The 22,314-nt window shown below is 35.3% G+C and carries 16 protein-coding genes, 2 tRNA genes and 6 pseudogenes; 7 read left to right on the top strand and 17 right to left on the bottom strand.

Annotated elements, in window-relative coordinates; genetic code table 11:
* Window position 1 precedes the first annotated feature (1 nt).
* The 11 genes and pseudogenes from AAGD87_RS05880 to AAGD87_RS05830 all read right to left on the bottom strand — a co-directional run bounded on the left by AAGD87_RS05880 (window position 2) and on the right by AAGD87_RS05830 (window position 9,323).
* Window positions 2-442 carry a 50S ribosomal protein L11 gene (locus AAGD87_RS05880; protein ID WP_006279541.1) on the bottom strand — a complete coding sequence of 147 codons (441 nt, stop codon included), beginning with the start codon at window positions 440-442 and terminating at the stop codon, window positions 2-4.
* A 2-nt stretch (window positions 443-444) separates the two neighbouring features.
* Window positions 445-1,281 (bottom strand): transcription termination/antitermination protein NusG, encoded by an 837-nt coding sequence (gene nusG / locus AAGD87_RS05875; RefSeq protein ID WP_341817801.1) that lies wholly within the window; start codon window positions 1,279-1,281, stop codon window positions 445-447.
* The gene (secE, locus tag AAGD87_RS05870; RefSeq protein ID WP_022626186.1) at window positions 1,271-1,471 is read right to left on the bottom strand and encodes a preprotein translocase subunit SecE; all 201 of its coding nucleotides are present in this window, start codon (window positions 1,469-1,471) and stop codon (window positions 1,271-1,273) included. Before secE ends, nusG begins: the two co-directional genes overlap by 11 nt.
* 19 nt (window positions 1,472-1,490) lie before the next feature.
* Window positions 1,491-1,563 (bottom strand) — tRNA-Trp (locus AAGD87_RS05865).
* Window positions 1,564-1,576: 13 nt separating this feature from the next.
* Window positions 1,577-2,749, bottom strand: coding sequence for an elongation factor Tu (gene tuf, locus AAGD87_RS05860; RefSeq protein ID WP_010962309.1), 1,173 nt, complete (start codon window positions 2,747-2,749; stop codon window positions 1,577-1,579).
* 11 nt (window positions 2,750-2,760) lie between these two features.
* Window positions 2,761-4,836 (bottom strand): elongation factor G, encoded by a 2,076-nt coding sequence (fusA, locus tag AAGD87_RS05855; protein WP_010962308.1) that lies wholly within the window; start codon window positions 4,834-4,836, stop codon window positions 2,761-2,763.
* A 21-nt stretch (window positions 4,837-4,857) separates the two neighbouring features.
* Window positions 4,858-5,337, bottom strand: coding sequence for a 30S ribosomal protein S7 (gene rpsG, locus AAGD87_RS05850; RefSeq protein ID WP_341817481.1), 480 nt, complete (start codon window positions 5,335-5,337; stop codon window positions 4,858-4,860).
* A gap of 5 nt (window positions 5,338-5,342) precedes the next feature.
* Window positions 5,343-5,717 (bottom strand): 30S ribosomal protein S12, encoded by a 375-nt coding sequence (gene rpsL, locus AAGD87_RS05845; RefSeq protein ID WP_006279787.1) that lies wholly within the window; start codon window positions 5,715-5,717, stop codon window positions 5,343-5,345.
* Window positions 5,718-6,683: 966 nt separating this feature from the next.
* Window positions 6,684-7,019 (bottom strand): annotated as a pseudogene (locus AAGD87_RS05840) (IS4 family transposase); the annotation flags it as partial.
* 104 nt (window positions 7,020-7,123) lie between these two features.
* Window positions 7,124-8,097 (bottom strand): annotated as a pseudogene (locus AAGD87_RS05835) (IS4 family transposase); the annotation flags it as partial.
* A 65-nt stretch (window positions 8,098-8,162) separates the two neighbouring features.
* A complete protein-coding gene (locus AAGD87_RS05830; RefSeq protein ID WP_341817480.1) occupies window positions 8,163-9,323 on the bottom strand; it encodes a hypothetical protein in 1,161 nt (386 codons plus the stop codon).
* A gap of 212 nt (window positions 9,324-9,535) precedes the next feature.
* Here AAGD87_RS05830 and AAGD87_RS05825 point away from each other — a divergent pair.
* Window positions 9,536-10,509, top strand: a pseudogene (locus AAGD87_RS05825) (IS4 family transposase); the annotation flags it as partial.
* A gap of 104 nt (window positions 10,510-10,613) precedes the next feature.
* Window positions 10,614-10,949, top strand: a pseudogene (locus AAGD87_RS05820) (IS4 family transposase); the annotation flags it as partial.
* A 90-nt stretch (window positions 10,950-11,039) separates the two neighbouring features.
* Here the strand turns inward: AAGD87_RS05820 and AAGD87_RS05815 are convergent.
* The 3 genes from AAGD87_RS05815 to AAGD87_RS05805 form a co-directional block, all read right to left on the bottom strand.
* Window positions 11,040-11,726 (bottom strand): 16S rRNA (uracil(1498)-N(3))-methyltransferase, encoded by a 687-nt coding sequence (locus AAGD87_RS05815; protein ID WP_006279818.1) that lies wholly within the window; start codon window positions 11,724-11,726, stop codon window positions 11,040-11,042.
* 28 nt (window positions 11,727-11,754) lie between these two features.
* Window positions 11,755-11,826 (bottom strand) — tRNA-Glu (locus AAGD87_RS05810).
* A 68-nt stretch (window positions 11,827-11,894) separates the two neighbouring features.
* Entirely contained in the window at window positions 11,895-12,983 is a 1,089-nt protein-coding gene (locus tag AAGD87_RS05805) for a hypothetical protein (RefSeq protein WP_341817479.1), read from the bottom strand.
* An 87-nt stretch (window positions 12,984-13,070) separates the two neighbouring features.
* Here AAGD87_RS05805 and AAGD87_RS05800 point away from each other — a divergent pair.
* From AAGD87_RS05800 to AAGD87_RS05780, 5 genes and pseudogenes are all read left to right on the top strand, one after another.
* A pseudogene (locus tag AAGD87_RS05800) lies at window positions 13,071-14,380 on the top strand (IS4 family transposase).
* 13 nt (window positions 14,381-14,393) lie between these two features.
* Window positions 14,394-14,600 (top strand): annotated as a pseudogene (locus AAGD87_RS05795) (transposase); the annotation flags it as partial.
* 368 nt (window positions 14,601-14,968) lie between these two features.
* Window positions 14,969-16,078 (top strand): PQQ-binding-like beta-propeller repeat protein, encoded by a 1,110-nt coding sequence (locus tag AAGD87_RS05790; RefSeq protein ID WP_265023851.1) that lies wholly within the window; start codon window positions 14,969-14,971, stop codon window positions 16,076-16,078.
* Window positions 16,071-17,450, top strand: a complete 1,380-nt coding sequence (gene lpdA, locus AAGD87_RS05785; RefSeq protein ID WP_341817478.1) for a dihydrolipoyl dehydrogenase — start codon at window positions 16,071-16,073, stop codon at window positions 17,448-17,450. The genes AAGD87_RS05790 and lpdA overlap by 8 nt, the downstream gene beginning before the upstream one ends.
* 2 nt (window positions 17,451-17,452) lie before the next feature.
* Window positions 17,453-18,382, top strand: a complete 930-nt coding sequence (locus tag AAGD87_RS05780; protein ID WP_264339486.1) for a tyrosine recombinase XerC — start codon at window positions 17,453-17,455, stop codon at window positions 18,380-18,382.
* On the opposite strand, the gene AAGD87_RS05775 is transcribed toward AAGD87_RS05780, so the two are convergent.
* The 3 genes from AAGD87_RS05775 to AAGD87_RS05765 form a co-directional block, all read right to left on the bottom strand.
* Window positions 18,379-19,896, bottom strand: coding sequence for an ankyrin repeat domain-containing protein (locus AAGD87_RS05775; protein WP_264339487.1), 1,518 nt, complete (start codon window positions 19,894-19,896; stop codon window positions 18,379-18,381). The two genes, AAGD87_RS05780 and AAGD87_RS05775, sit on opposite strands and share 4 nt — an antisense overlap.
* 89 nt (window positions 19,897-19,985) lie before the next feature.
* The gene (gene trxB, locus AAGD87_RS05770; RefSeq protein ID WP_264339488.1) at window positions 19,986-20,933 is read right to left on the bottom strand and encodes a thioredoxin-disulfide reductase; all 948 of its coding nucleotides are present in this window, start codon (window positions 20,931-20,933) and stop codon (window positions 19,986-19,988) included.
* Entirely contained in the window at window positions 20,920-21,519 is a 600-nt protein-coding gene (locus tag AAGD87_RS05765; RefSeq protein WP_012673206.1) for a peroxiredoxin, read from the bottom strand. Before AAGD87_RS05765 ends, trxB begins: the two co-directional genes overlap by 14 nt.
* Between the last annotated feature and the right edge of the window lie 795 nt (window positions 21,520-22,314).

Genomic DNA, 22,314 nt, shown 5'->3' with positions numbered 1-22,314 from the left:
CCTAACCTTCCACAACTTCTATACCCATAGATTTTGCAGTGCCTACAACCATTTTCACTGCTGAATCTTCATTATCCACTTTCATATCAACCATCTTGCACTTTGCTACTTTAATTATAGCAGACATAGGTAATTTAGCCACTAATTCTTTACCAGGATTACCAGAACTTTTACTTAATTTAGCCTCCTGCTTAAGTAAATAAGCCACAGGCGGACCGCTGACAGTAAAATCATGAGAGCGATCATCCTTTATGGAAATTCGCACTGTTACTAAATCGCCTACTTTATAATTAGCGTTAGCAGCACTAGTAACTTTATTAAAAGCTTCACAAAACTTAGGAACAGGTATACCACGTGGACCAAGTACTGAAGCAATTTTCGGTCCTGGAACTGCTTTCCCAGCTTCCATAAGTAAGTTAATCTTAGCAACTATAACACTCATAATTAATCCTCTATTTTCTCTACTTGAGCCAGATCAAGCTCTATTATTGTCGGCTTACCTAAAATCGATACTTCCACATTAATAATTTTTTTCTCATCGTTTACCATATTTACCTTACCAGTAAAATTTTGAAAAAGACCATCATTAATTTTCACTTTTTCACCTTTTTCATAACCATAACCTAACTTCTTTGTCTCTTGAGCATTATAAAGTGCATTACACATTGAGTGAATCTCATCATCCAAAATCACCTTTGGAATATTACCGTTTTTCAAAAATCCATAAACCTTAAGAGATTTTGGTATATTATTGATAAAATTCAATACTTCATCGCATAAATTCACGTATAAAAAGACATAACCAGGAAAGCATTTCCTTCGTGTAGCAATTTTCTTAGATTTCAACTCTACTTCACTTAGCTCTTCATATGGAATAAAAACTTCCTTAAAGTAATCATTAACAGCCAATCTCATAGAATTTTCCAATATATGTTGGCGCACTTTCTCTTCACAATTGGAAGCAACTCTCAAGATATACCATTTATATCTATTAAATTCTTTACACTTTAAACTTATCTCATCATCTGAAATCATCTCAAAATCACCAGATTCGCCACTGCAGAATCCAGGCGTTTGATTCAAAATATTTTTGCTTTCATCACACAGATGCATATATACATACACTTCACATAATTCTTTTATATCAGAGTTTGAATTACATACCGTTTGATAAGGAATAAACACTTCCTTAAAATAAACAGCATTACTTACCAATTCGCGTATGTTTTGCTCATATCCATAATCAACTTTAATGATATACCATTTATATTCACATTCCATAAATAATTCCAAATAAAGCCTTAATTACGTAAAGAGACATAAAATCCACAAAACAGAAGAAAATCGAAAAGCATAATATAACAATCATTACAACAAATAGAGATGACAACACCTCCTGTTTCTTTACCCAAGCAATTCTTCGTATTTCTTGCTTTATATCACAGAAAAAACCACACAAACTTTTTAACATTTCCACCACAACATTAATGCAGGAGCGATAGGAATTGAACCTACAACCTCTGGTTTTGGAGACCAGCGCTCTACCAATTGAGCTACACTCCTATAACTCAAACTCTCACTCCAAAATTTCAGAAACAACACCAGAACCAACAGTTCTACCGCCTTCTCTTATCGCAAAACGCAATCCCTTATCCATTGCTATCGGTACTTGCAATTCTACTTCTACACTCACATTATCTCCTGGCATTACCATCTCCTTCCCATCTAGCAATTTTATGCTCCCAGTTACATCCGTTGTCCTTAAATAAAACTGTGGCTGGTAATTCGCAAAAAATGGTGTATGCCTTCCTCCTTCCTCTTTCTTTAATATATAAACCTCCGCCTTAAATTTTCTATGCGGCGTTATCGTCCCCGGTTTTGCCAATACTTGCCCTCTCTCCACTTCTTCTCTTTTTGTTCCTCTTAACAATATTCCTACATTGAGTCCTGCACTTCCCTTATCCAGCAACTTCTTAAACATTTCTACACCTGTGCATATCGTCTTTTGCGTCGCTTTCAGACCTATTATCTCTATCTCTTCTCCCGTCTTTATCTCTCCCTTCTCTATTCTTCCTGTTACCACTGTTCCTCGCCCCGATATCGAAAATACATCTTCGATTGGCAATAAAAATGGTAAATCCACAGGCCTTGGTGGAACCGCTACATATTCATCTAACTTTTCCATCAATTTGTCTATTGATTTCTTTCCATATTCGCTGCTGTCATCCTCCAGCGCCTTGAGCGCTGAACCAACCACCACAGGCACTTCATCCCCTGGAAATCCGTATTTACTCAGTAATTCCCTCACTTCCATTTCTACTAAATCTATCATATCAGCATCAGCAACATCAGCTTTATTTATATACACCACGATATATCCAACACCTACCTGCTTCGCCAGCAATATATGCTCTCTCGTTTGTGGCATTGGCCCATCAACCCCCGACACTACCAATATCGCCGCATCCATCTGTGCTGCACCTACTATCATGTTCTTTACATAGTCAGCGTGTCCAGGACAATCAACGTGTGCATAATGCCTTTTTTCCGTCTGATACTCAACATGCGCTGTTGCTATCGTTATCCCCCTCTTCCTTTCTTCTGGCGCTTTATCTATCTGATCGTACGCTACAAAATTTCCATAATGCTTCGTTATCGCCGCTGTTAACGTCGTCTTCCCATGATCCACATGTCCTATTGTTCCCACATTTACATGCGGCTTTCCAAATGCTTCCACTACTGCTGTCATAATTATTACCCTTAATTATACTCTAACTTTAACTCATCAACCACATATTGTGGCACTTGCTCATAACAAGAAAAATGCATACTATACTGCGCCCTTCCCTGAGACATAGAACGCAAAACGTTGATATAACCAAACATATTTGCAAGAGGTACCGAAGCAGTAATTATTTTACTATTATTACCTAAATCGAGCATATCAGCAACATTTCCTCTTCTACTATTTATATCACCCATAACATCACCCATATATTCTTCAGGAGTAATGATTTCAACTTTCATTATAGGCTCCAGCATTTTTGGACCAGCTTTATTTGCCATCTCTTTAAAAGCACCTTTAGCAGCAAGTTCAAAAGCTAAAGGACTAGAATCAACCTCATGAAAAGCACCATCAAGAAGGGTAGCCTTAAAATCAATCAACGGAAATCCCGAAATTATACCACCTTCTTTTATCAACTCCAAGCCATTTTCTACCCCAGGAATATACTCTTTTGGAATAGCACCACCTACAATTTTACTTTCAAATTGAAACCCAGAACCAGGCTCAAGAGGTTCAAATTTTATTTTAACCTTAGCAAACTGACCAGCTCCACCAGATTGTTTTTTATGAGTGTAATCAATTTCAACAGATTTAGTGATAGTTTCACGATATGCAACCTGAGGAGCACCGACGTTAGCCTCAACGTTAAATTCGCGCTTCATTCTATCAACAATAATCTCAAGATGGAGCTCACCCATGCCTTTCAATATAGTCTGGCCACTTTCCGCATTTACTGACATTCTCAAAGAAGGATCTTCTGCAACCAACCTATTTAGAGCAATACCTAATTTTTCCTGATCTGAAGTGGTTTTAGGTTCCACAGCAATTTCAATAACAGGCTCAGGAAATTCCATACGCTCCAATAATATAGGAAAATCAACAGAACATAAAGTATCTCCGGTGGTTGTTTTCTTTAGCCCAACTAAAGCAACTATATCTCCAGCCCTAGCCTCAGTTATATCTTCTCGGTTATTTGCATGCATAAGTAACATTCTGCCAATCCCTTCAGTTTCGTTTTTTAACGCATTTGAAACGGTAGATTTAGACTTTAATTTACCAGAATAAATACGGATAAACGTCAAGCTGCCTACAAATTTATCCGTCATCACTTTAAATGCAAGAGCAACAAATTTCTCTTTTTCTGAAGGTTTGACCTCAATTTTCTTTTCTGAATCTTTAGGATCAATTCCAACAATTACATCAACATCAATAGGAGAAGGTAAAAAGTCAACCACACCATCTAAAAGTGGTTGTACGCCTTTATTTTTAAAAGCTGATCCACATAACACAGGAACAAATTTTCCTTTAATGGTCCCATTTCTCACGCATTTTTTCAGTAAATCCACTGGCAGATCATTAGACTCAAAGTAAGTATTCATCGCTTCATCATCCATCTCAGCTGCAGCATCTAATAAAAGATTTCGATATTCTTGAGCCTTATCAAGCAAATCAGAAGGAATATCTTCATAAGAAAATTTAGCGCCCAACGTTTCTTCTTGCCATATAATGGCTTTCATAGAAATAAGGTCAATTATACCTTTGAAATCTTTCTCACTCCCTATTGGTAAATGAATAACTAAAGGTGCTGCACCAAGCTTCGTCTTTATCATATCAACACATCGATAAAAATTTGCCCCTATTCTATCCATCTTATTAACAAAGCAGATACGAGGAACGCTATATTTATCAGCTTGACGCCACACTGTCTCAGATTGAGGTTCAACTCCAGCAACTCCATCAAATACAGCAACTGCACCATCCAAAACCCTTAAAGATCTCTCAACTTCAATAGTGAAATCAACGTGACCAGGAGTGTCTATTATATTGACCCTATGATCATTCCAAAAACATGTTGTTGCAGCAGATGTGATTGTAATACCACGCTCTTTTTCCTGCTCCATCCAATCCATAGAAGCTGCACCATCGTGCACTTCACCAATTCTATTTTGCTTACCAGTATAAAATAAAATACGCTCTGTTGTGGTAGTCTTACCAGCATCTATGTGAGCCATTATCCCTATATTTCTGTATTTAGATATTCCAATTTCCATATCACAATTAATTAGCTAACATTAAAAACGAAGATGAGAAAATGCCTTATTAGCTTCAGCCATTTTATATTTTTCTTCGCACATCTTAAACGCACCACCGCGTTTATTATAAGCATCCAGTATTTCAGATTGCAAACAATCAACAGTGGTTTTTCCACTCTTTTTTCGAGCAGCAGAAGTTGCTTTAGCAATCCACCTTAACGCTAAAGAAACCGCTCTATCTTGTCGAACTTCAACAGGTACTTGATAAGTTGCACCACCAATGCGTCGAGAACGCACTTCTATAGAAGGAGTAACATTTCCTACTGCTATCTCAAAAATTGATAACCCACCTTCGCCTATTTTCTTTTCAGCTAAAGACAAAGCGTCATAGATAATCTTTTCTGCAGTAGATTTTTTACCACATTTCATGATTGTATTAATGAAACGCATCAGCAAAACACTGCCGTAACGCGAATCAGGACTTATTTCTCTTTTTTTTGCTTTATTCCGACGAGCCATAAACTTTAACCAGATTTCTTTACACCATATTTTGAACGAGCTTTCTTTCGATTTTGCACACCACGCAGATCAAGGGCACCTCTTATTATGTGATAACGCACACCTGGCAAATCTTTAACCCGCCCACCACGTATCAAAACAACAGAGTGTTCTTGTAAATTATGACCTTCACCAGGTATATAAGCCGTCACTTCACCATACCCACTAATTTTTACTCTGGCTACTTTACGGAGTGCTGAGTTAGGCTTTCTAGGAGTTGTAGTATACACCTTAGTGCAAACACCTCTCCTTTGAGGGTTGCTTTCTCCCAAAGCTGGTACCTTTTTCTTATGGGTCAATCCTAATCTACCCTTACGTATTAATTGATTTATCGTAGGCATATGTTATAAACTCAAGCTCATTAAAATAACTAAGTTTTTAGTTATAAAATAATAAACCTCAATAGTCAATATAAAAATAAACATTACTACTCTAATAATTAAGCTCAACTGCCTTGAAAGCCATCAGTAGACTTCTTGCACTACCTCCCAAGCCACAACTGTCATTCAGTAGAAACGAAAAAACTTACTTGACACCCTTCGCCAGCCCCATTATCATGGTACTGAAGGTATTCATTTATCTTCAATCTGTGCAGATTAAATGACAACAGTATTACGTAATTGGCGTCTTATTTTTAATTTTTTGCACTATGCACACTTTACGTCTTCACAACATTTCTGGGTTTTTACCTATATAAGCTGAAACGCGCTTATAAAGCGTTTAAGACAGTATAGTACGCCAATTTGCAGGATTAGAGAGTGACAACTAGCTAATACGGGATATCTTTTGCCTTTTTTTCTGCTTAGTAAATTTCTTAAACATTTAAACTAAGGTGAGTTGCATTTAAAAGCAGCTAAATTGCAGTGTTTAAGACTTAAAAAACGCCAATACTGAAAATAGACAATGACTAGGGCTTCTTTTGCCTTTTTTTTGCTTGGTAAATTTCTTAATATTTATGGCAACATGAACTGAGCAGGAAGGTGTCATTCCAGTGCTTGACACTGGAATCCAGTTTTCCATATAATCTCATCGAAAATGTTGTAACCACTTTCTGTGCTAGTTTGCTTGCTTACAAGCAAACTTTTCTGGATCTCAGTGTCTGGGCACTGGGATGACAGGAGAAGGTACTAGGATGACACCCTGACCTCGTCGTCCCGCTACGTGTTAGCGGAATCTAGAGATACCGTGACGGTATGACGTAAAGCTCGCATTAGCTATACTTTTATGCTCACCAACTTAGCTGGATCCAAGTAGTCAAGCTACTTGGATCTGCAAATTGCAATGTTCGTACAGCCATACGCGTCAAGTTAAGAGATTGTGAGCAAATTTAGAGAGGTTAAAGTGGATACTCTAGCCCTTCTACGTTTGTCTTTTAATGAAAATCGCGACCAAGTTATAGTGAGTTTTTTAAGAAATGCTTTTAAACTATTAATTTTGGTTAATACTAAAAATAACTCTCTAACCCGCCTTTTTAGCTCAATAAATGCCTTTGTTAAGCTAAGTTCTGTATTCTTTTTCACTTCTGTGCAACCAACTATGCCGTGAAATATAAGAATTGCGCACAATTTAGCATATAGTTCACATAATACTCTGCATGGCTTTCCTTTTAGCTTATCAAGCCTGATATGGCTTTTATACAATTTATAGCCTTTCTTATAATAGTCCGAATGCGATAAGATATGTGTTTATGGCTATAGCAGGCCAGTAGCATATTACGGTCTGTTCGGATTATTGTAAAAAGAGCTATAAATAATAACTCAATTTGCCACCTTACTCTGTAAATCGTTAATACTTGCTCAGCACTAATTTTATTTTCTGGAACATTAGTTATAAATATTGACCAGTTCAACAATTTTTGATTTCTTTTAGAGGATCTGCGATCTTGCTAATCTATTAGCTTTCCTTCTTCTGCCCATAGACTGTTCTTCAGTTAGTTTCTGACATATAATTCTTACTCTAATTTTTGCTTCTTTTCCTAACAATACCTCGTTTTCTAAAAATAACTTATCCTCTCAACATTCTAATAACTCCATTTTTTGATTTGTTTCTACATCATATATGTTGGTATCGACGACTTATGAAATAAGCTCCTATTTCATTGATTTGTTTAAAAGAACTTGGCACAAAATAACCGAGATCAGATATTAGCAAATCATTGCTTAATATATTACTTAAATGTTTCCTATATCCCTGGTCTGATCTTACCCCCTCCGTTAAATTAAGTTGGTCTATTATCTGATTCATGTAGTCGAAAACTAATTGTAACTTTATTCCAGACTTAGTATTGCTTTCATAGCCACTGTAGCTAGTACCATAACCTTTATACATCTCTTCCATACTGTTAGGTAGAGTAATATAGCTACTGTCCAATAATTTAACACTATTAAATTGCTGTAAGATTTTGCAATCAACTTGCAAGATATTTTTAAAGAGAATCACAGATTCATTATACATCCTTTTCATAAATTCCACTGCTTCTTCAGTAAATCTAAAATCCAAACCTTGTTTTGTTATATCTATCGAGTCCTCGTTTAGTAATTGACACATTGTTTCTACGCTACAATTATCAACTCCTATATTACCCAAGACCATGGCTTTTACGAATGATGAACCTTTTAGCTTTCTCTTTCTTTTTATAAACCTTGTTGTAATTGAGATTTTCTCTGCTTTTTCATTAAAAAATTCTTTGAGCTTTTTTGATAAGCAAGTTATTTTATTCATTGGTTCTCTCACTAAAAGTATATCTGGGAGAACTTATACCTTATTATTCTATCTCTTTCATACCTTTATTTCCTTAACTTGACGCGTATGGTATCTGAATCATTCTCTGTAGGTTGCCTTAATAATAGGAGATCTAATCTATGCTCTGCAACTCTTGTATTTGCTCGCTCCACTATTCCTCCTACCATTCTTATATCGGAACTATATGTTTGACCTACCTTGTACCCAGCAATCACTTTATCAGGATTGTCACAAGTATAAAATACACCATGCAATATAGACCGAAACTTTTCCTCGCTATCTACATCTATTATTGCATTACCATTCATATCTTCTGGCATTAATACTCTGGAAATAGCCGTAAATAGTTCTCCGTGCTGAGCACCATCTTGCCAGTCATCATTCATAACTCCCTCTAAAATACCATGTACATTTTCAGCATTGGGAATTTCTACAAGCTGATCACCAAGCAAATCACCTCTATTCCCCAGCAGGTAATCTTCCGGTGTATTAAATCTAACTGCATTAGAATTTATTCCAGATCGATCATTAAGTGTGTATGTCACTACACCCACAGCAGCAATATTATCTTGTGGTAAACGGATTGCCTCTAGTTGTATATCATTGCTGGCTCTAATATGAAGTATAACTACATCAGAATCTTGAGCATGCAAGACCATAGTTAAAACGCTTCTTCTTAAATTCTGATTATTGTATCTAAATATGTATTTTGTTACATATGCTTCATCATCTTCTTCTAGTCGTACAGGGTGTATATCAAAAGCACTACTCCCAAAAGCAAAACCAGTCATATAATCAAATCTCCTATCGCGATTACCTTCATCTATTGGTATTTCGCGTGGAAGATGATGTAGTAAAAAATTTCTAGTTTCCTCTTGAATTTGTCTGTCTTGTCTATTTCGTACACGCTCAAATAATTTTTCTACTAAAGGAAATCTATCCTGTTGAAGTTCTACTGTATCAACACTAAAAGGATCTAGATCTATATATGGATTAAAATTTAATCCAACACAAACAGCATATCCTGATTCAGTATGAACAGGTATAAATGAAGAAGTATGTAATCTCTTAGCATTACCTCTAGCGCGATTTAATGCAGCACCAGAAGGCGTCCTCCATCCAATAACATTAATAACGATAGGAATGTTTTCTCTCTCTTCTTGACGATGTACAAGGAAAACAACACATGAATTTTCAGTAGACAAGTCAAGGTCAATATCTATCGTGTGGAGATGACTAAAATTTGCTAAAAACCCTAATAAAAATCCGTGACCCTCAAATTCTTGATTGCGATTTCTAATATCACTTTCTAGTCTGTCTGCGTAACCATACGCGTCAAGTTAAGGAAATAAAGGTATGAAAGAGATAGAATAATAAGGTATAAGTTCTCCCAGATATACTTTTAGTGAGAGAACCAATGAATAAAATAACTTGCTTATCAAAAAAGCTCAAAGAATTTTTTAATGAAAAAGCAGAGAAAATCTCAATTACAACAAGGTTTATAAAAAGAAAGAGAAAGCTAAAAGGTTCATCATTCGTAAAAGCCATGGTCTTGGGTAATATAGGAGTTGATAATTGTAGCGTAGAAACAATGTGTCAATTACTAAACGAGGACTCGATAGATATAACAAAACAAGGTTTGGATTTTAGATTTACTGAAGAAGCAGTGGAATTTATGAAAAGGATGTATAATGAATCTGTGATTCTCTTTAAAAATATCTTGCAAGTTGATTGCAAAATCTTACAGCAATTTAATAGTGTTAAATTATTGGACAGTAGCTATATTACTCTACCTAACAGTATGGAAGAGATGTATAAAGGTTATGGTACTAGCTACAGTGGCTATGAAAGCAATACTAAGTCTGGAATAAAGTTACAATTAGTTTTCGACTACATGAATCAGATAATAGACCAACTTAATTTAACGGAGGGGGTAAGATCAGACCAGGGATATAGGAAACATTTAAGTAATATATTAAGCAATGATTTGCTAATATCTGATCTCGGTTATTTTGTGCCAAGTTCTTTTAAACAAATCAATGAAATAGGAGCTTATTTCATAAGTCGTCGATACCAACATATATGATGTAGAAACAAATCAAAAAATGGAGTTATTAGAATGTTGAGAGGATAAGTTATTTTTAGAAAACGAGGTATTGTTAGGAAAAGAAGCAAAAATTAGAGTAAGAATTATATGTCAGAAACTAACTGAAGAACAGTCTATGGGCAGAAGAAGGAAAGCTAATAGATTAGCAAGATCGCAGATCCTCTAAAAGAAATCAAAAATTGTTGAACTGGTCAATATTTATAACTAATGTTCCAGAAAATAAAATTAGTGCTGAGCAAGTATTAACGATTTACAGAGTAAGGTGGCAAATTGAGTTATTATTTATAGCTCTTTTTACAATAATCCGAACAGACCGTAATATGCTACTGGCCTGCTATAGCCATAAACACATATCTTATCGCATTCGGACTATTATAAGAAAGGCTATAAATTGTATAAAAGCCATATCAGGCTTGATAAGCTAAAAGGAAAGCCATGCAGAGTATTATGTGAACTATATGCTAAATTGTGCGCAATTCTTATATTTCACGGCATAGTTGGTTGCACAGAAGTGAAAAAGAATACAGAACTTAGCTTAACAAAGGCATTTATTGAGCTAAAAAGGCGGGTTAGAGAGTTATTTTTAGTATTAACCAAAATTAATAGTTTAAAAGCATTTCTTAAAAAACTCACTATAACTTGGTCGCGATTTTCATTAAAAGACAAACGTAGAAGGGCTAGAGTATCCACTTTAACCTCTCTAAATTTGCTCACAATCTCTTAACTTGACGCGTATGGCTTCGTAGAGAGTCTACAGAGTTTTTGTGCGCGCAACACTGAACCAGATTTCTTTATCTTAGCCATATTTAAAAATCTAGCTACACCAATTGGTGAAAGTTAGTGCAGCAACCACAGCGGTATCGACTCTTAAAATTCTTTTTCCTAGACTCAATTTTTGACAAAACTTATCGGCAAGATCAAGTTCATAAGATGAAAAACCACCTTCAGGGCCAACAATAATAGCAACATTTTTCTTACCTTTCAGCACTTTATCAGCTTTACCTGTTTCATCACATAAAACAAAATTTTTACTCTGGGAATCAGGTAATTCGCAAAAGTTAATAGGAGGCAAAATCTCTGGTATACTTATCCTACCGGATTGTTCCGCTGCTTCGATTGCTTGTAATTTTGCTCTACTTAGGTTAATATTTTTTACCACTGTACGTTCCGTTGAAATAAATTGAATGCAGATTACTCCCATTTCAGTTGCCTGTCTTACTATGTTGTTCAAAGCAGCACTTTTTACCATGGCACAATACAGGTATAAATTTTCCTCATATTGCTGTTGTTTAGTGCATTCTTTGGGTGTAACTTCTGTCAATTTACGCGATATATTAACTACTTCTCCTAACCATTCTCCATCTTTTCCATTAAAAAGAGAGAGATTATCATACTTCTTAAGCCGCATTACATTGCAAATATAGTGACTTTGTTGTGGATTAAGTGCTAAACTCACGCCTTGTGATAAAGCTTCTTCAACATAGAGCCTAATTTTTCCCATTCAAAACTTTAATTATATTCTACTTGAGTGACTCTTACGGGATTTGAACCCGTGTTACCACCGTGAAAGGGTGGTGTCCTAACCACTAGACGAAAGAGTCAACTTGAATCTAACTAGGTTATATCGATTACATATATAAAGTCAATTCAATTATTTTGAATCACATAGTTAGAGGGATATATCAGTAATCTTATATCGACAGCCTCCTATTACTCCATGCTCAATACTCACTGAACCTATCTCAGATTTAGGAGCTAATTCTAATTGTTGTTCAACTTTTGTATCGGAATCATAGCCAGAATCGTAGCCAGAATCTCTACGCTCATATTTCTGCCTTATTTCTTCTACACTAAAGCCAGCCTTGGTCTTAATTTTTTGATCATTAGTCTGTTGCTGACTTATCGACTTATTAGCACTTAGCTCATTTAGCTTCACTTGCCAATCATTCACTTTATCTTGCACTAACCCATGGCAAGTTCCAGAATTAGCTTTTATGTCTTTTGCTTTTCTTTCTGCTCTTTTCTTGGACAAATCTACCCTAGCATAAATAGGTTCTGACGACTGTTCTGGCTCTTTCTGTTTTAGGCTAGTAGGCTTTTTTTGTTCTGAAAGATCATCTATAGTGCAATAAATAGGTTCTTCTGATATACTCAAATAACCACTATCTTCCAATGATAAATTTTCAGTGGATTTTTTATGTGAATCATATATTTCAGCATAAATAGATTCTTCTGATACACTCAAATAACCATTCTCCCCTAATGAGTTACTAACCTTAGCATCATACACCTCAGCGTAAATTGGCTCTTTTGAAGGCAAAGCATCATAATTAGTGCTCTTTGGCTTATACTCAAAAGTTCTAGAAGGTTTTTGAAGTGGTATTACATTGTTGTTCACCTCAGCGTACATAGTTATTGGCTCATATTCAGAGGTTCTAGGAGGTTTTTGTTGTATAGCTTCAACATTCAAATCATCTGTAGAATAATACTCTGCGCCTTTTCCTAGTAAAAAGGAAACTGTGGGGTGAAGAATTATCTCTGCTGGTAAGTTTTTCTCACTATCCAATTTTAGATTTTTTGATTCTGCTAAACTCTCAATAACACGAATTATAACATTCTTTCCATTCTCATCTATTGAGTGGATATCAGCTCCACGATTAATCAGCAATTCCATTATTTTGTGATCTGTAGCATGTCCTAAAGCCTGATTTAAAGCTTGATTATTATTTATATCAAATGATCCTGTATTCTTGAGCATACGCGTCAAGTTAAGGAAATAAAGGTATGAAAGAGATAGAATAATAAGGTATAAGTTCTCCCAGATATACTTTTAGTGAGAGAACCAATGAATAAAATAACTTGCTTATCAAAAAAGCTCAAAGAATTTTTTAATGAAAAAGCAGAGAAAATCTCAATTACAACAAGGTTTATAAAAAGAAAGAGAAAGCTAAAAGGTTCATCATTCGTAAAAGCCATGGTCTTGGGTAATATAGGAGTTGATAATTGTAGCGTAGAAACAATGTGTCAATTACTAAACGAGGACTCGATAGATATAACAAAACAAGGTTTGGATTTTAGATTTACTGAAGAAGCAGTGGAATTTATGAAAAGGATGTATAATGAATCTGTGATTCTCTTTAAAAATATCTTGCAAGTTGATTGCAAAATCTTACAGCAATTTAATAGTGTTAAATTATTGGACAGTAGCTATATTACTCTACCTAACAGTATGGAAGAGATGTATAAAGGTTATGGTACTAGCTACAGTGGCTATGAAAGCAATACTAAGTCTGGAATAAAGTTACAATTAGTTTTCGACTACATGAATCAGATAATAGACCAACTTAATTTAACGGAGGGGGTAAGATCAGACCAGGGATATAGGAAACATTTAAGTAATATATTAAGCAATGATTTGCTAATATCTGATCTCGGTTATTTTGTGCCAAGTTCTTTTAAACAAATCAATGAAATAGGAGCTTATTTCATAAGTCGTCGATACCAACATATATGATGTAGAAACAAATCAAAAAATGGAGTTATTAGAATGTTGAGAGGATAAGTTATTTTTAGAAAACGAGGTATTGTTAGGAAAAGAAGCAAAAATTAGAGTAAGAATTATATGTCAGAAACTAACTGAAGAACAGTCTATGGGCAGAAGAAGGAAAGCTAATAGATTAGCAAGATCGCAGATCCTCTAAAAGAAATCAAAAATTGTTGAACTGGTCAATATTTATAACTAATGTTCCAGAAAATAAAATTAGTGCTGAGCAAGTATTAACGATTTACAGAGTAAGGTGGCAAATTGAGTTATTATTTAAATTGTATAAAAGCCATATCAGGCTTGATAAGCTAAAAGGAAAGCCATGCAGAGTATTATGTGAACTATATGCTAAATTGTGCGCAATTCTTATATTTCACGGCATAGTTGGTTGCACAGAAGTGAAAAAGAATACAGAACTTAGCTTAACAAAGGCATTTATTGAGCTAAAAAGGCGGGTTAGAGAGTTATTTTTAGTATTAACCAAAATTAATAGTTTAAAAGCATTTCTTAAAAAACTCACTATAACTTGGTCGCGATTTTCATTAAAAGACAAACGTAGAAGGGCTAGAGTATCCACTTTAACCTCTCTAAATTTGCTCACAATCTCTTAACTTGACGCGTATGGTCATTCTTGACAATGCTACTTTTCATAAGTCTGATAAGATTATCGAGCTTGCTAAAGGGGTTGGTGCAGAAATTTTGTATCTGCCGCCTTATTCTCCAGATTTCAACAAAATTGAGCATCATTGGTTTGCTATAAAAAACAGAGCCAGGAAAAACATTCCTCTATTCGAATCCTTTCGTCGTGCTGTTGATTCTGCCTTCCTATGACCTGTTCGGACTATTATGAGAAATGCTATAAATAGCTATTTATAATGAATTTTGTCAGTAGCCACCAGATTTTTTCAGTTGCTATGCAACAAAGCTATCCCAGTGTCAAGCACTGGGATGACAGGAAAAGAGGCTATTTGGATGACATCTTTCTTCTTGGTATAAATTATTTTATATCTCAATGTTCATACAGCTATGCACGTTGCTGCATAGTGGATGAGGTGTACTACCTCTAAGAATATACATTATCTCACATAATAATATAATATTTCGTTCATAAATCAACGTTTTTAACATGCAGCAAGAACATTTCCGTTGTAATTAAGGTTCTTAAGATGTATATTAATGAATCTTGTTTTCAATAAATAATGAAAGTAATAATTGTCATGATAATGTTATTGTGTAGCAGTTACACAATGGCAAGCGAGAGAATAAGTCTAGTGGATAAAAAACTATCTCAAGGATATGTAGCTCCAGTGCTTATAGAAAATAGCGTTATTTTATCAGACAAGCACGGCGCTTTATATTCCTTTGATATTGATAACTCAAAGGCTATGAATTGGAAATTACACCTCTCACATAGGAAAAAAATTGGTAACATGAGCCTATCACATTATGAAAAAAATGTTTTCTTTATAGTGGATAACACTTTACACGCAATAGGCGCAAAAACTGGCAAGATTGAGTGGGAAAAAGAATTGAGAGCTCCAGTAAGAGGAAAAGCAGCAGTAATAAATAATAAATTGGTAGTATTGACTATTGATAATTATCTGTACGTATTTGATATAAAAGATGGCAGCTCCGCTTGGGCTTATCAAAACGGTATCAATGAGGTTCGAGGTTTGTATTCCATATCGCCAACAACTTCTAACGATAAAATAATAGCACCATTTTCAAATGGTGAGTTAATAGCTTTTAATGAAGATGGTAAAAAATTGTGGAGCCAAAAATTGGCTACAAACCTTTTGGATACACAGCTCACAGATGTAACTACTACACCGAGAGTGCTTGGCGATACTTTAATAGCTACAAATAATTCTTATATTTATGGTATTGACGTAAAATCAGGAAATATTTTATGGTCAAAGTCACTGCAAGTAAAAAGTGTATCAGACATTGAGTCATATTATAGTCCTCTTATTCCTGCAGAGAAACAAAAAGAAGGCGGAAGAATTTTTATAGTTACTAAAGATGATAAAATAATTGGCCTGGATATAAAAAATGGAGAAATAGTCTGGGCATCTGATTTAATAGAAAATACGCAACTATTTGCTCCAATTATGCATGCCCATACACTGTGGGTGACAAGCAATAAAAGTTCAATGTTTGCTTTTCCGGGATCTGAAAGTGCAGGAAAGGTAGTAAAAGTACCTGGTAATGTGTTTCACACTCCAGTGTTTACTCGCAATAAGATATATGTAACAACTGAGGGAAAAGGTGTTTATTCTTTAGAAAATAGGTTTGTTTTTTATGACTGATTATGATTTAATTGTTATAGGTGGTGGCCCAGGAGGCTATAAGTGCGCTATCGCTGCTGCAAAACTTGGATTGAAAGTTGCCTGTATAGATAAAAATAGCATTTTTGGTGGCACATGCCTCAGAGTTGGGTGCATACCCTCCAAAGCATTGCTCCATTCTTCCTATCAGTATGCTCACACGAAAAATGATCTGTCGAAGCTTGGCATAAAAATTAAGGACGCAAGTTTCGATTTAAAAGAAATGCTAGGTTATAAGGACGCCAGAGTTCAGGAACTTGGAAAAGGTATAGAATATCTGTTTAACCTTCACAAAATCACTAAAATCAATGGGCTTGCTTCTTTTGACCAAGGTAATCTTGAAGTTTCAGTTGAAGGTAAGGTGCTGAAGACAAAAAATATAGTAATTGCAACCGGTTCTGACGTTATTTCTTTGCCAGGAATTAATATCGATGAGAAAGACATTATTTCTTCCACCGGTGCACTATCTTTAACTGAAGTACCAAAAAAACTTGTCGTAATCGGAGCTGGGGCAATAGGGCTTGAAATGTCTTCTGTATGGAGGAGGCTAGGGTCTGAAGTCACTGTAGTAGAATTTTTTGACAGAATCGCTGCAGCAATGGATGGAGAATTAAGTAAGTCTCTACTTTCTAGTCTACAAAAACAAGGAATAAAATTTTTACTTAGCACTAAAGTTGAGGAGATAAAACAAAGTAGTAATTCTTTGAGTGTGAAAGTTTGCTCTGTAAAAGATAATCAAACAAACACTATAGAGGCGGATAAGGTATTGGTGGCAGCAGGACGCAAACCATGCACTGAGAATCTTGGTATTGATGAAAAAATAGAAAAAGATAATCGCGGTTTCGTTCAAGTTAACAACAGATATGAAACTAATGTGAAAGGAATATTTGCTATTGGTGATGTGATCGGTGGAGCAATGCTTGCTCATAAAGCAGAGGAAGAAGGAGTGGCAGTTGCAGAGATAATAGCAGGACAGTCACCTCACGTTGATTATGGAATCATACCATCTGTCATTTACACTCACCCTGCGGTTTCTTCAATCGGTAAAACTGAAGAGGAGTTGAAAAGTGTTGGCCGTAAGTACAAAGTTGGTAAATGTCAATTTGCTGCAAACGGCAGAGCAAAAATAACTGATGATACTGAAGGATTCGTGAAAGTGCTGACTTGTAGCAGGGCAGATACAATACTAGGTGTGCATATCATAGGAGCATACGCTGACACGCTAATCAACGAAGCAGCGGTTGCAATGGCATATGGCGCAGCAGCAGAGGATATATACAGAATTTGTCACTCTCATCCTGATATAAATGAAGCCTTTCGAGATGCGTGCATCGATGCTTTCTTTAAAAAATAATTGTGGACCTCGGTTCAATCATTGAAAAATGGTATGAGTGGCTGAGGTGCAACAGATCTTATTCACCAAACACTTTGGAATCATACATGAGGGACTTGAAGGATCTTATAAGTTTCCTAAATACTCACATTGGTGGAGAAGTAAATGTTGGTACTCTGAAAAATTTAAGCATACCTGAGTTAAGAAGTTGGCTTACCTCTCGTTACGCAAGAGGTGTAAACGCAAGATCCAACACTCGAGCACTCTCAGTAATCAGAAATTTCTTCAAGTACATAAAAAATAACCACAATATAGACAATGAAGCTGTATTTTCCTTATCAAGGCCAATTCAGAGAAGAACTCTGCCCAAAGCATTATCAATACCTAATATAAAAACTTTATTGAAAGAAATGAAACTATCCGACCTGGGTGAACCTTGGGTGGTAAAAAGAGAAATTGCGATTATCGTCCTGCTATATGGTACAGGCTTAAGAATCAGTGAAGCGTTGAACCTTAGGGTTAGTGATATTAACAATGAAAGTTTAATAGTAACAGGTAAGGGAGATAAACAAAGGCAGGTATTCATTCTTCCGGTAGTAAAAAAATGTATACAGGAATATGTAAAAGCCTGTCCTTATCTTGGCATTAATGATGAAGCACAATATCTTTTTTTGGGAGTAAGAGGAAAAAAATTGGGAAGAACTTATGTGGCCAATCGTTTGCAAAAAATAAGGAGAATGTTAAATTTACCAGAAATTTTATCTCCACATGCATTTCGCCATAGTTTTGCTACTCATTTGCTTCAGGAAGATATTGACATAAGATCAATACAACAACTGCTTGGTCACTCAAGCCTGGAAACTACTCAAATTTACACTCACCTCAATTATCAAGATGTTTTTAACATGTACAAAAATTTTCAGCAGGGCCTGGAGAAGAAATCAAAACTTTAACTTCGTTCTAAACCACCAAGCTGAGTGCTTTCAACATCACTAAGTATTGTGTTTGCTTTATATAAATTACAACATCCTAATAAAAAAAAAGCCAGTGCAACTGCTGTAAAGAAAGCACTTATTATCCCTGGATAATCTTCTATTACTAAACATGCAACAACAGTATATACTCCAAGCAATATAAAACATGCAGAAGCGTAGTTGCTTAGTTTTCTACCAGAAGAAATTGCTTGCGAGGATTTTTCGTTTTTATTACTACGGAGCAGTCTATTTTCTGATGAAAGCCTATCTCTTTCTTCCCTTACTTGTTTCAAATCTCTTTTTAATTGTAAAATTTCGACAGTGTCGCTTGCTCTTCCATACACAATTCTATTAAGTCGAGTTACTTCACTATTTAGATCATTGATTTTTGTTTTTTGAGCCGATTTTTCCTGTCTTACTTGCCCTAAATCTCTTTCTAATAGTGAAATTTTGCTAGTTTTATTCGTTAGCTCTTGCTCTTTCTCTACAAGTTGAGCTTTTGTTCTTTCAAGCCCTTGTAAAAACTTCTCAAAATCTTCTGGTATATTATTCGTATTTGCAGGAAATTTTTCATTTAAATAATCTTTAATAGAGTTAACTGGATTATCAACACCCCCCAATGCAGCAGTAACAACTGCACGATTTATAAAACAATTATCTTCTACTAATTTTTTCACATCATCTAAATCTTTTCTATTAATAGTATCAGTTAATCGGCTCTGAATAGCTTGTTCAATTGTTTGCTTTAATTGTGCATACTGCTCGTAACTAAAATCTAGGTCTTTATGTTTTAAAAGTTTTGTCAATACTTCTTTTTCATCTTCTGTTATCGTTCGTAAACATAATCGAATAATTAAGCTAAGTGGTGTTTTTATTCTTCCATCTTGGGTTCTTCTCCAGCAATTAGGATGAAGCTCTTGATTCAATAGTGTTTTCGCTTGGCAAATATTTCCGCTAGAAAGAGCAGCTAATAATTCTTTTCCTTTCTGTGCTTTTTGTATTTCTATTATCAAATGCCCAGCACGATTTTGTCTAGCACATTCCTCAGGATTTTGATGGTTTTTATTGGTTAGATAAGTGTTTATGTTTGGATGACTTAGTAAGAGTTGTAAAGTTTTCTTTTGTTGAAAGCACATTGCTAGATGCAAAACTGTATTGTTATTATTTTGTTCAGAAATATTAACATCTATGCTCCGGTGCAGTAGGAGCAACCTAATCATATTCTGATATTCTTTTTCTGTTTCAGAGCCTGCAGACAAATTAGTAACTATGGACATCAAAGGTGTCATGCCTTCTTTATCAAACGCATTAACATCCGCACCCTCTGCCAGAGCTTCTTTAAAATCTTCTAGGTTTCCATCATCAATAGCCTTAAATAGCTGTTTTGTTGATTCACTTAGCTGTCTTGAAGTTGTCGGATTTCGAGCTTGCGATGCCGTGTTATCACCACCTCCATAAGCTCTATAATATGCTACACCGTTTCTATAAGGCATACTAAACCCTCTTTATTAATGATTTACTAATATAATTATGTAAAAGAAAAGGAAAATTGCAAGCAATTTATCTAAAATCCTAGAATTAACTACGACTCCAAAAACTTTTCTGCATCAAGCGCAGCCATGCATCCTGTTCCTGCTGCAACTACTGCTTGACGATATACCTTATCTTGAACATCACCTGCAGCAAACACTCCTGCCCTACTAGTTAAAGTTGTTCCAGGTTTTGTAATGATGTAACCCTGCTCATCCATTTCAACAAAGCCTTTAAAAATACCCGCATTTGGTGCATGCCCGATTGCAATGAACACTCCATCCACTTTTAATTCTTGGGTTTTATCGATCTCTGCTGATTTAATCGCAATACCAGCAACCCTTTTTGGATTTTCTTCTCCAAGAATCTGCTCTACGGTATGGTTCCACATTACTTTTATTTTATCATTTTTAAAGAGCCTATCTTGCATTACTTTTTCCGCTCTTAATTTATCACGCCTGTGTATTAATATCACTTCTTTGGCAAATCGAGTTAAAAATATTGCTTCTTCAACAGCAGTGTTTCCACCACCAATCACAGCTACAACTTTATTCCTAAAAAATGCACCATCGCAAGTCGCACAAGCTGAAACCCCATAACCCTGAAATTTCTTTTCACTTTCTAAACCAAGCCACTTCGCTTGCGCACCAGATGCAATGATAATTGCATCTGAATAGTAGTCATTGATATTACCAGAAGATCTAAATCTATACTCATTAAAGTCCTCAAGTTGTTCAACGCTTTTTATCTCATCATCTATTATTTTTGCTCCAACCTTTTCTGCATGAAACCTCATTTGCTCCATTAGTTCTGGACCCTGTATTGAAACAAAACCAGGATAGTTTTCAACATCTGTAGTAATTGTAAGCTGACCACCAGGCTGCATTCCCGTTACTACAATTGGCTCTAAGTTTGCACGTGCTGCATATATAGCGGCAGCATAACCCGCTGCCCCAGATCCAATAATAAGAACTTTTGTACTAAATTTATAATTCTTCACTGTATGAGTTTAGATAATCAGCTACTCCTTCATCGCTTGCCTGCATTGCTGGCTTACCTTTCTTCCACCCTGCTGGACATACTTCACCATGCTCCTCATTATGTTTAATTGCATCAACGATTCTAACGAATTCATCGATATTACGCCCTAAAGGCAAATCATTTATCGATTGATGACGTACAATAAATTTATCATCAATAACGAAAGTTGCTCTCAGCGCAATTGAGTCATCATATAAGACCCCATAGTCTCTTGATATAGACTTTTTGATATCAGACACTAAAGTGTAGCTAATCTCTCCAATACCACCATCATTAACTGGAGTGTTTCGCCATTTATAATGTGAAAATTTTGAATCTACACTTATTCCTATCACTTCAACACCACGCTTTGCAAACTCATTTATTCTATTATTGAGCGATATCAATTCAGTTGGGCAAACAAAAGTAAAATCAAGTGGATAGAAAAAAAGGACAGCATACTTATTTTTTATGCGCTTACTCAGACAGAAATCATCAACAATTTCTCCGTCAGAGAGAACAGATGAAGCAGTAAAATCGATAGCAGATTTTGTTACAAGATTCATAATTAACCTATTCTTTTAAAATAACTTTAATTTTACATCTTGATAAACTTATATGCAAGTTTTCTTTGGTTTTAGTCCTATAAAAACTTCCTAAAATAGCTCTTCTTTTTTACCGATAAGATACAATCCAGGTTGGAATACTGAGTTGGTGAGTATAAAATTCTACGTCATGCCACCGCGAACCGTCATACCGCCACGGTATCTCAGCCGCTCACAAGTAGCGGGATGACGGTTGTCGTTTAGCTATAAATGTTAAAAAATTTGCCAAACGAAAAAAAAGGCAAAAGAAGCCCCGTGGTTGGCTAATTACTTACATTATACTTTCAAGTATGGCGTTTTTTTATTCTAAACGTTTAATAACCGCGATTCAGTTGCTTTTAAGCCGCAACTAATCTAAATTATAAACATTAAGAAATTTACTAAACAGAAAAAAAGGCAAAAGAAACCCTAGGGTAGCTAGTTATTCACTATCCATTTTTTAAGTTGGCGTTTTTTTATGTTTTAAATGCTTTATAAGCGCATTTTAGCTTATATTAGGTAAAAACCTAGAAGTTTTATAAAGACATAAGGTGCACATAGTGCAAAAAATTAAACATGAGACGCCAGATACGTGAGTTTTTTTGTCATTTAATCTGTACAGAGAAGATAAATAAATAGCTTCAGTTTCATGATAAGGGAGTTGGCGGAGTTTGTCAAGTAAGTTTTTCGCTTCTGCGGGCTACTTGAATAACGGCTACAATGTTCATACAGCCATACGCGTCAAGTTAAGGAAATAAAGGTATGAAAGAGATAGAA

This window comes from Wolbachia endosymbiont (group A) of Pherbina coryleti (assembly GCF_964026875.1).
GTDB lineage: Bacteria > Pseudomonadota > Alphaproteobacteria > Rickettsiales > Anaplasmataceae > Wolbachia > Wolbachia pipientis.
This window is presented reverse-complemented; position numbering and strand designations above follow the sequence as displayed.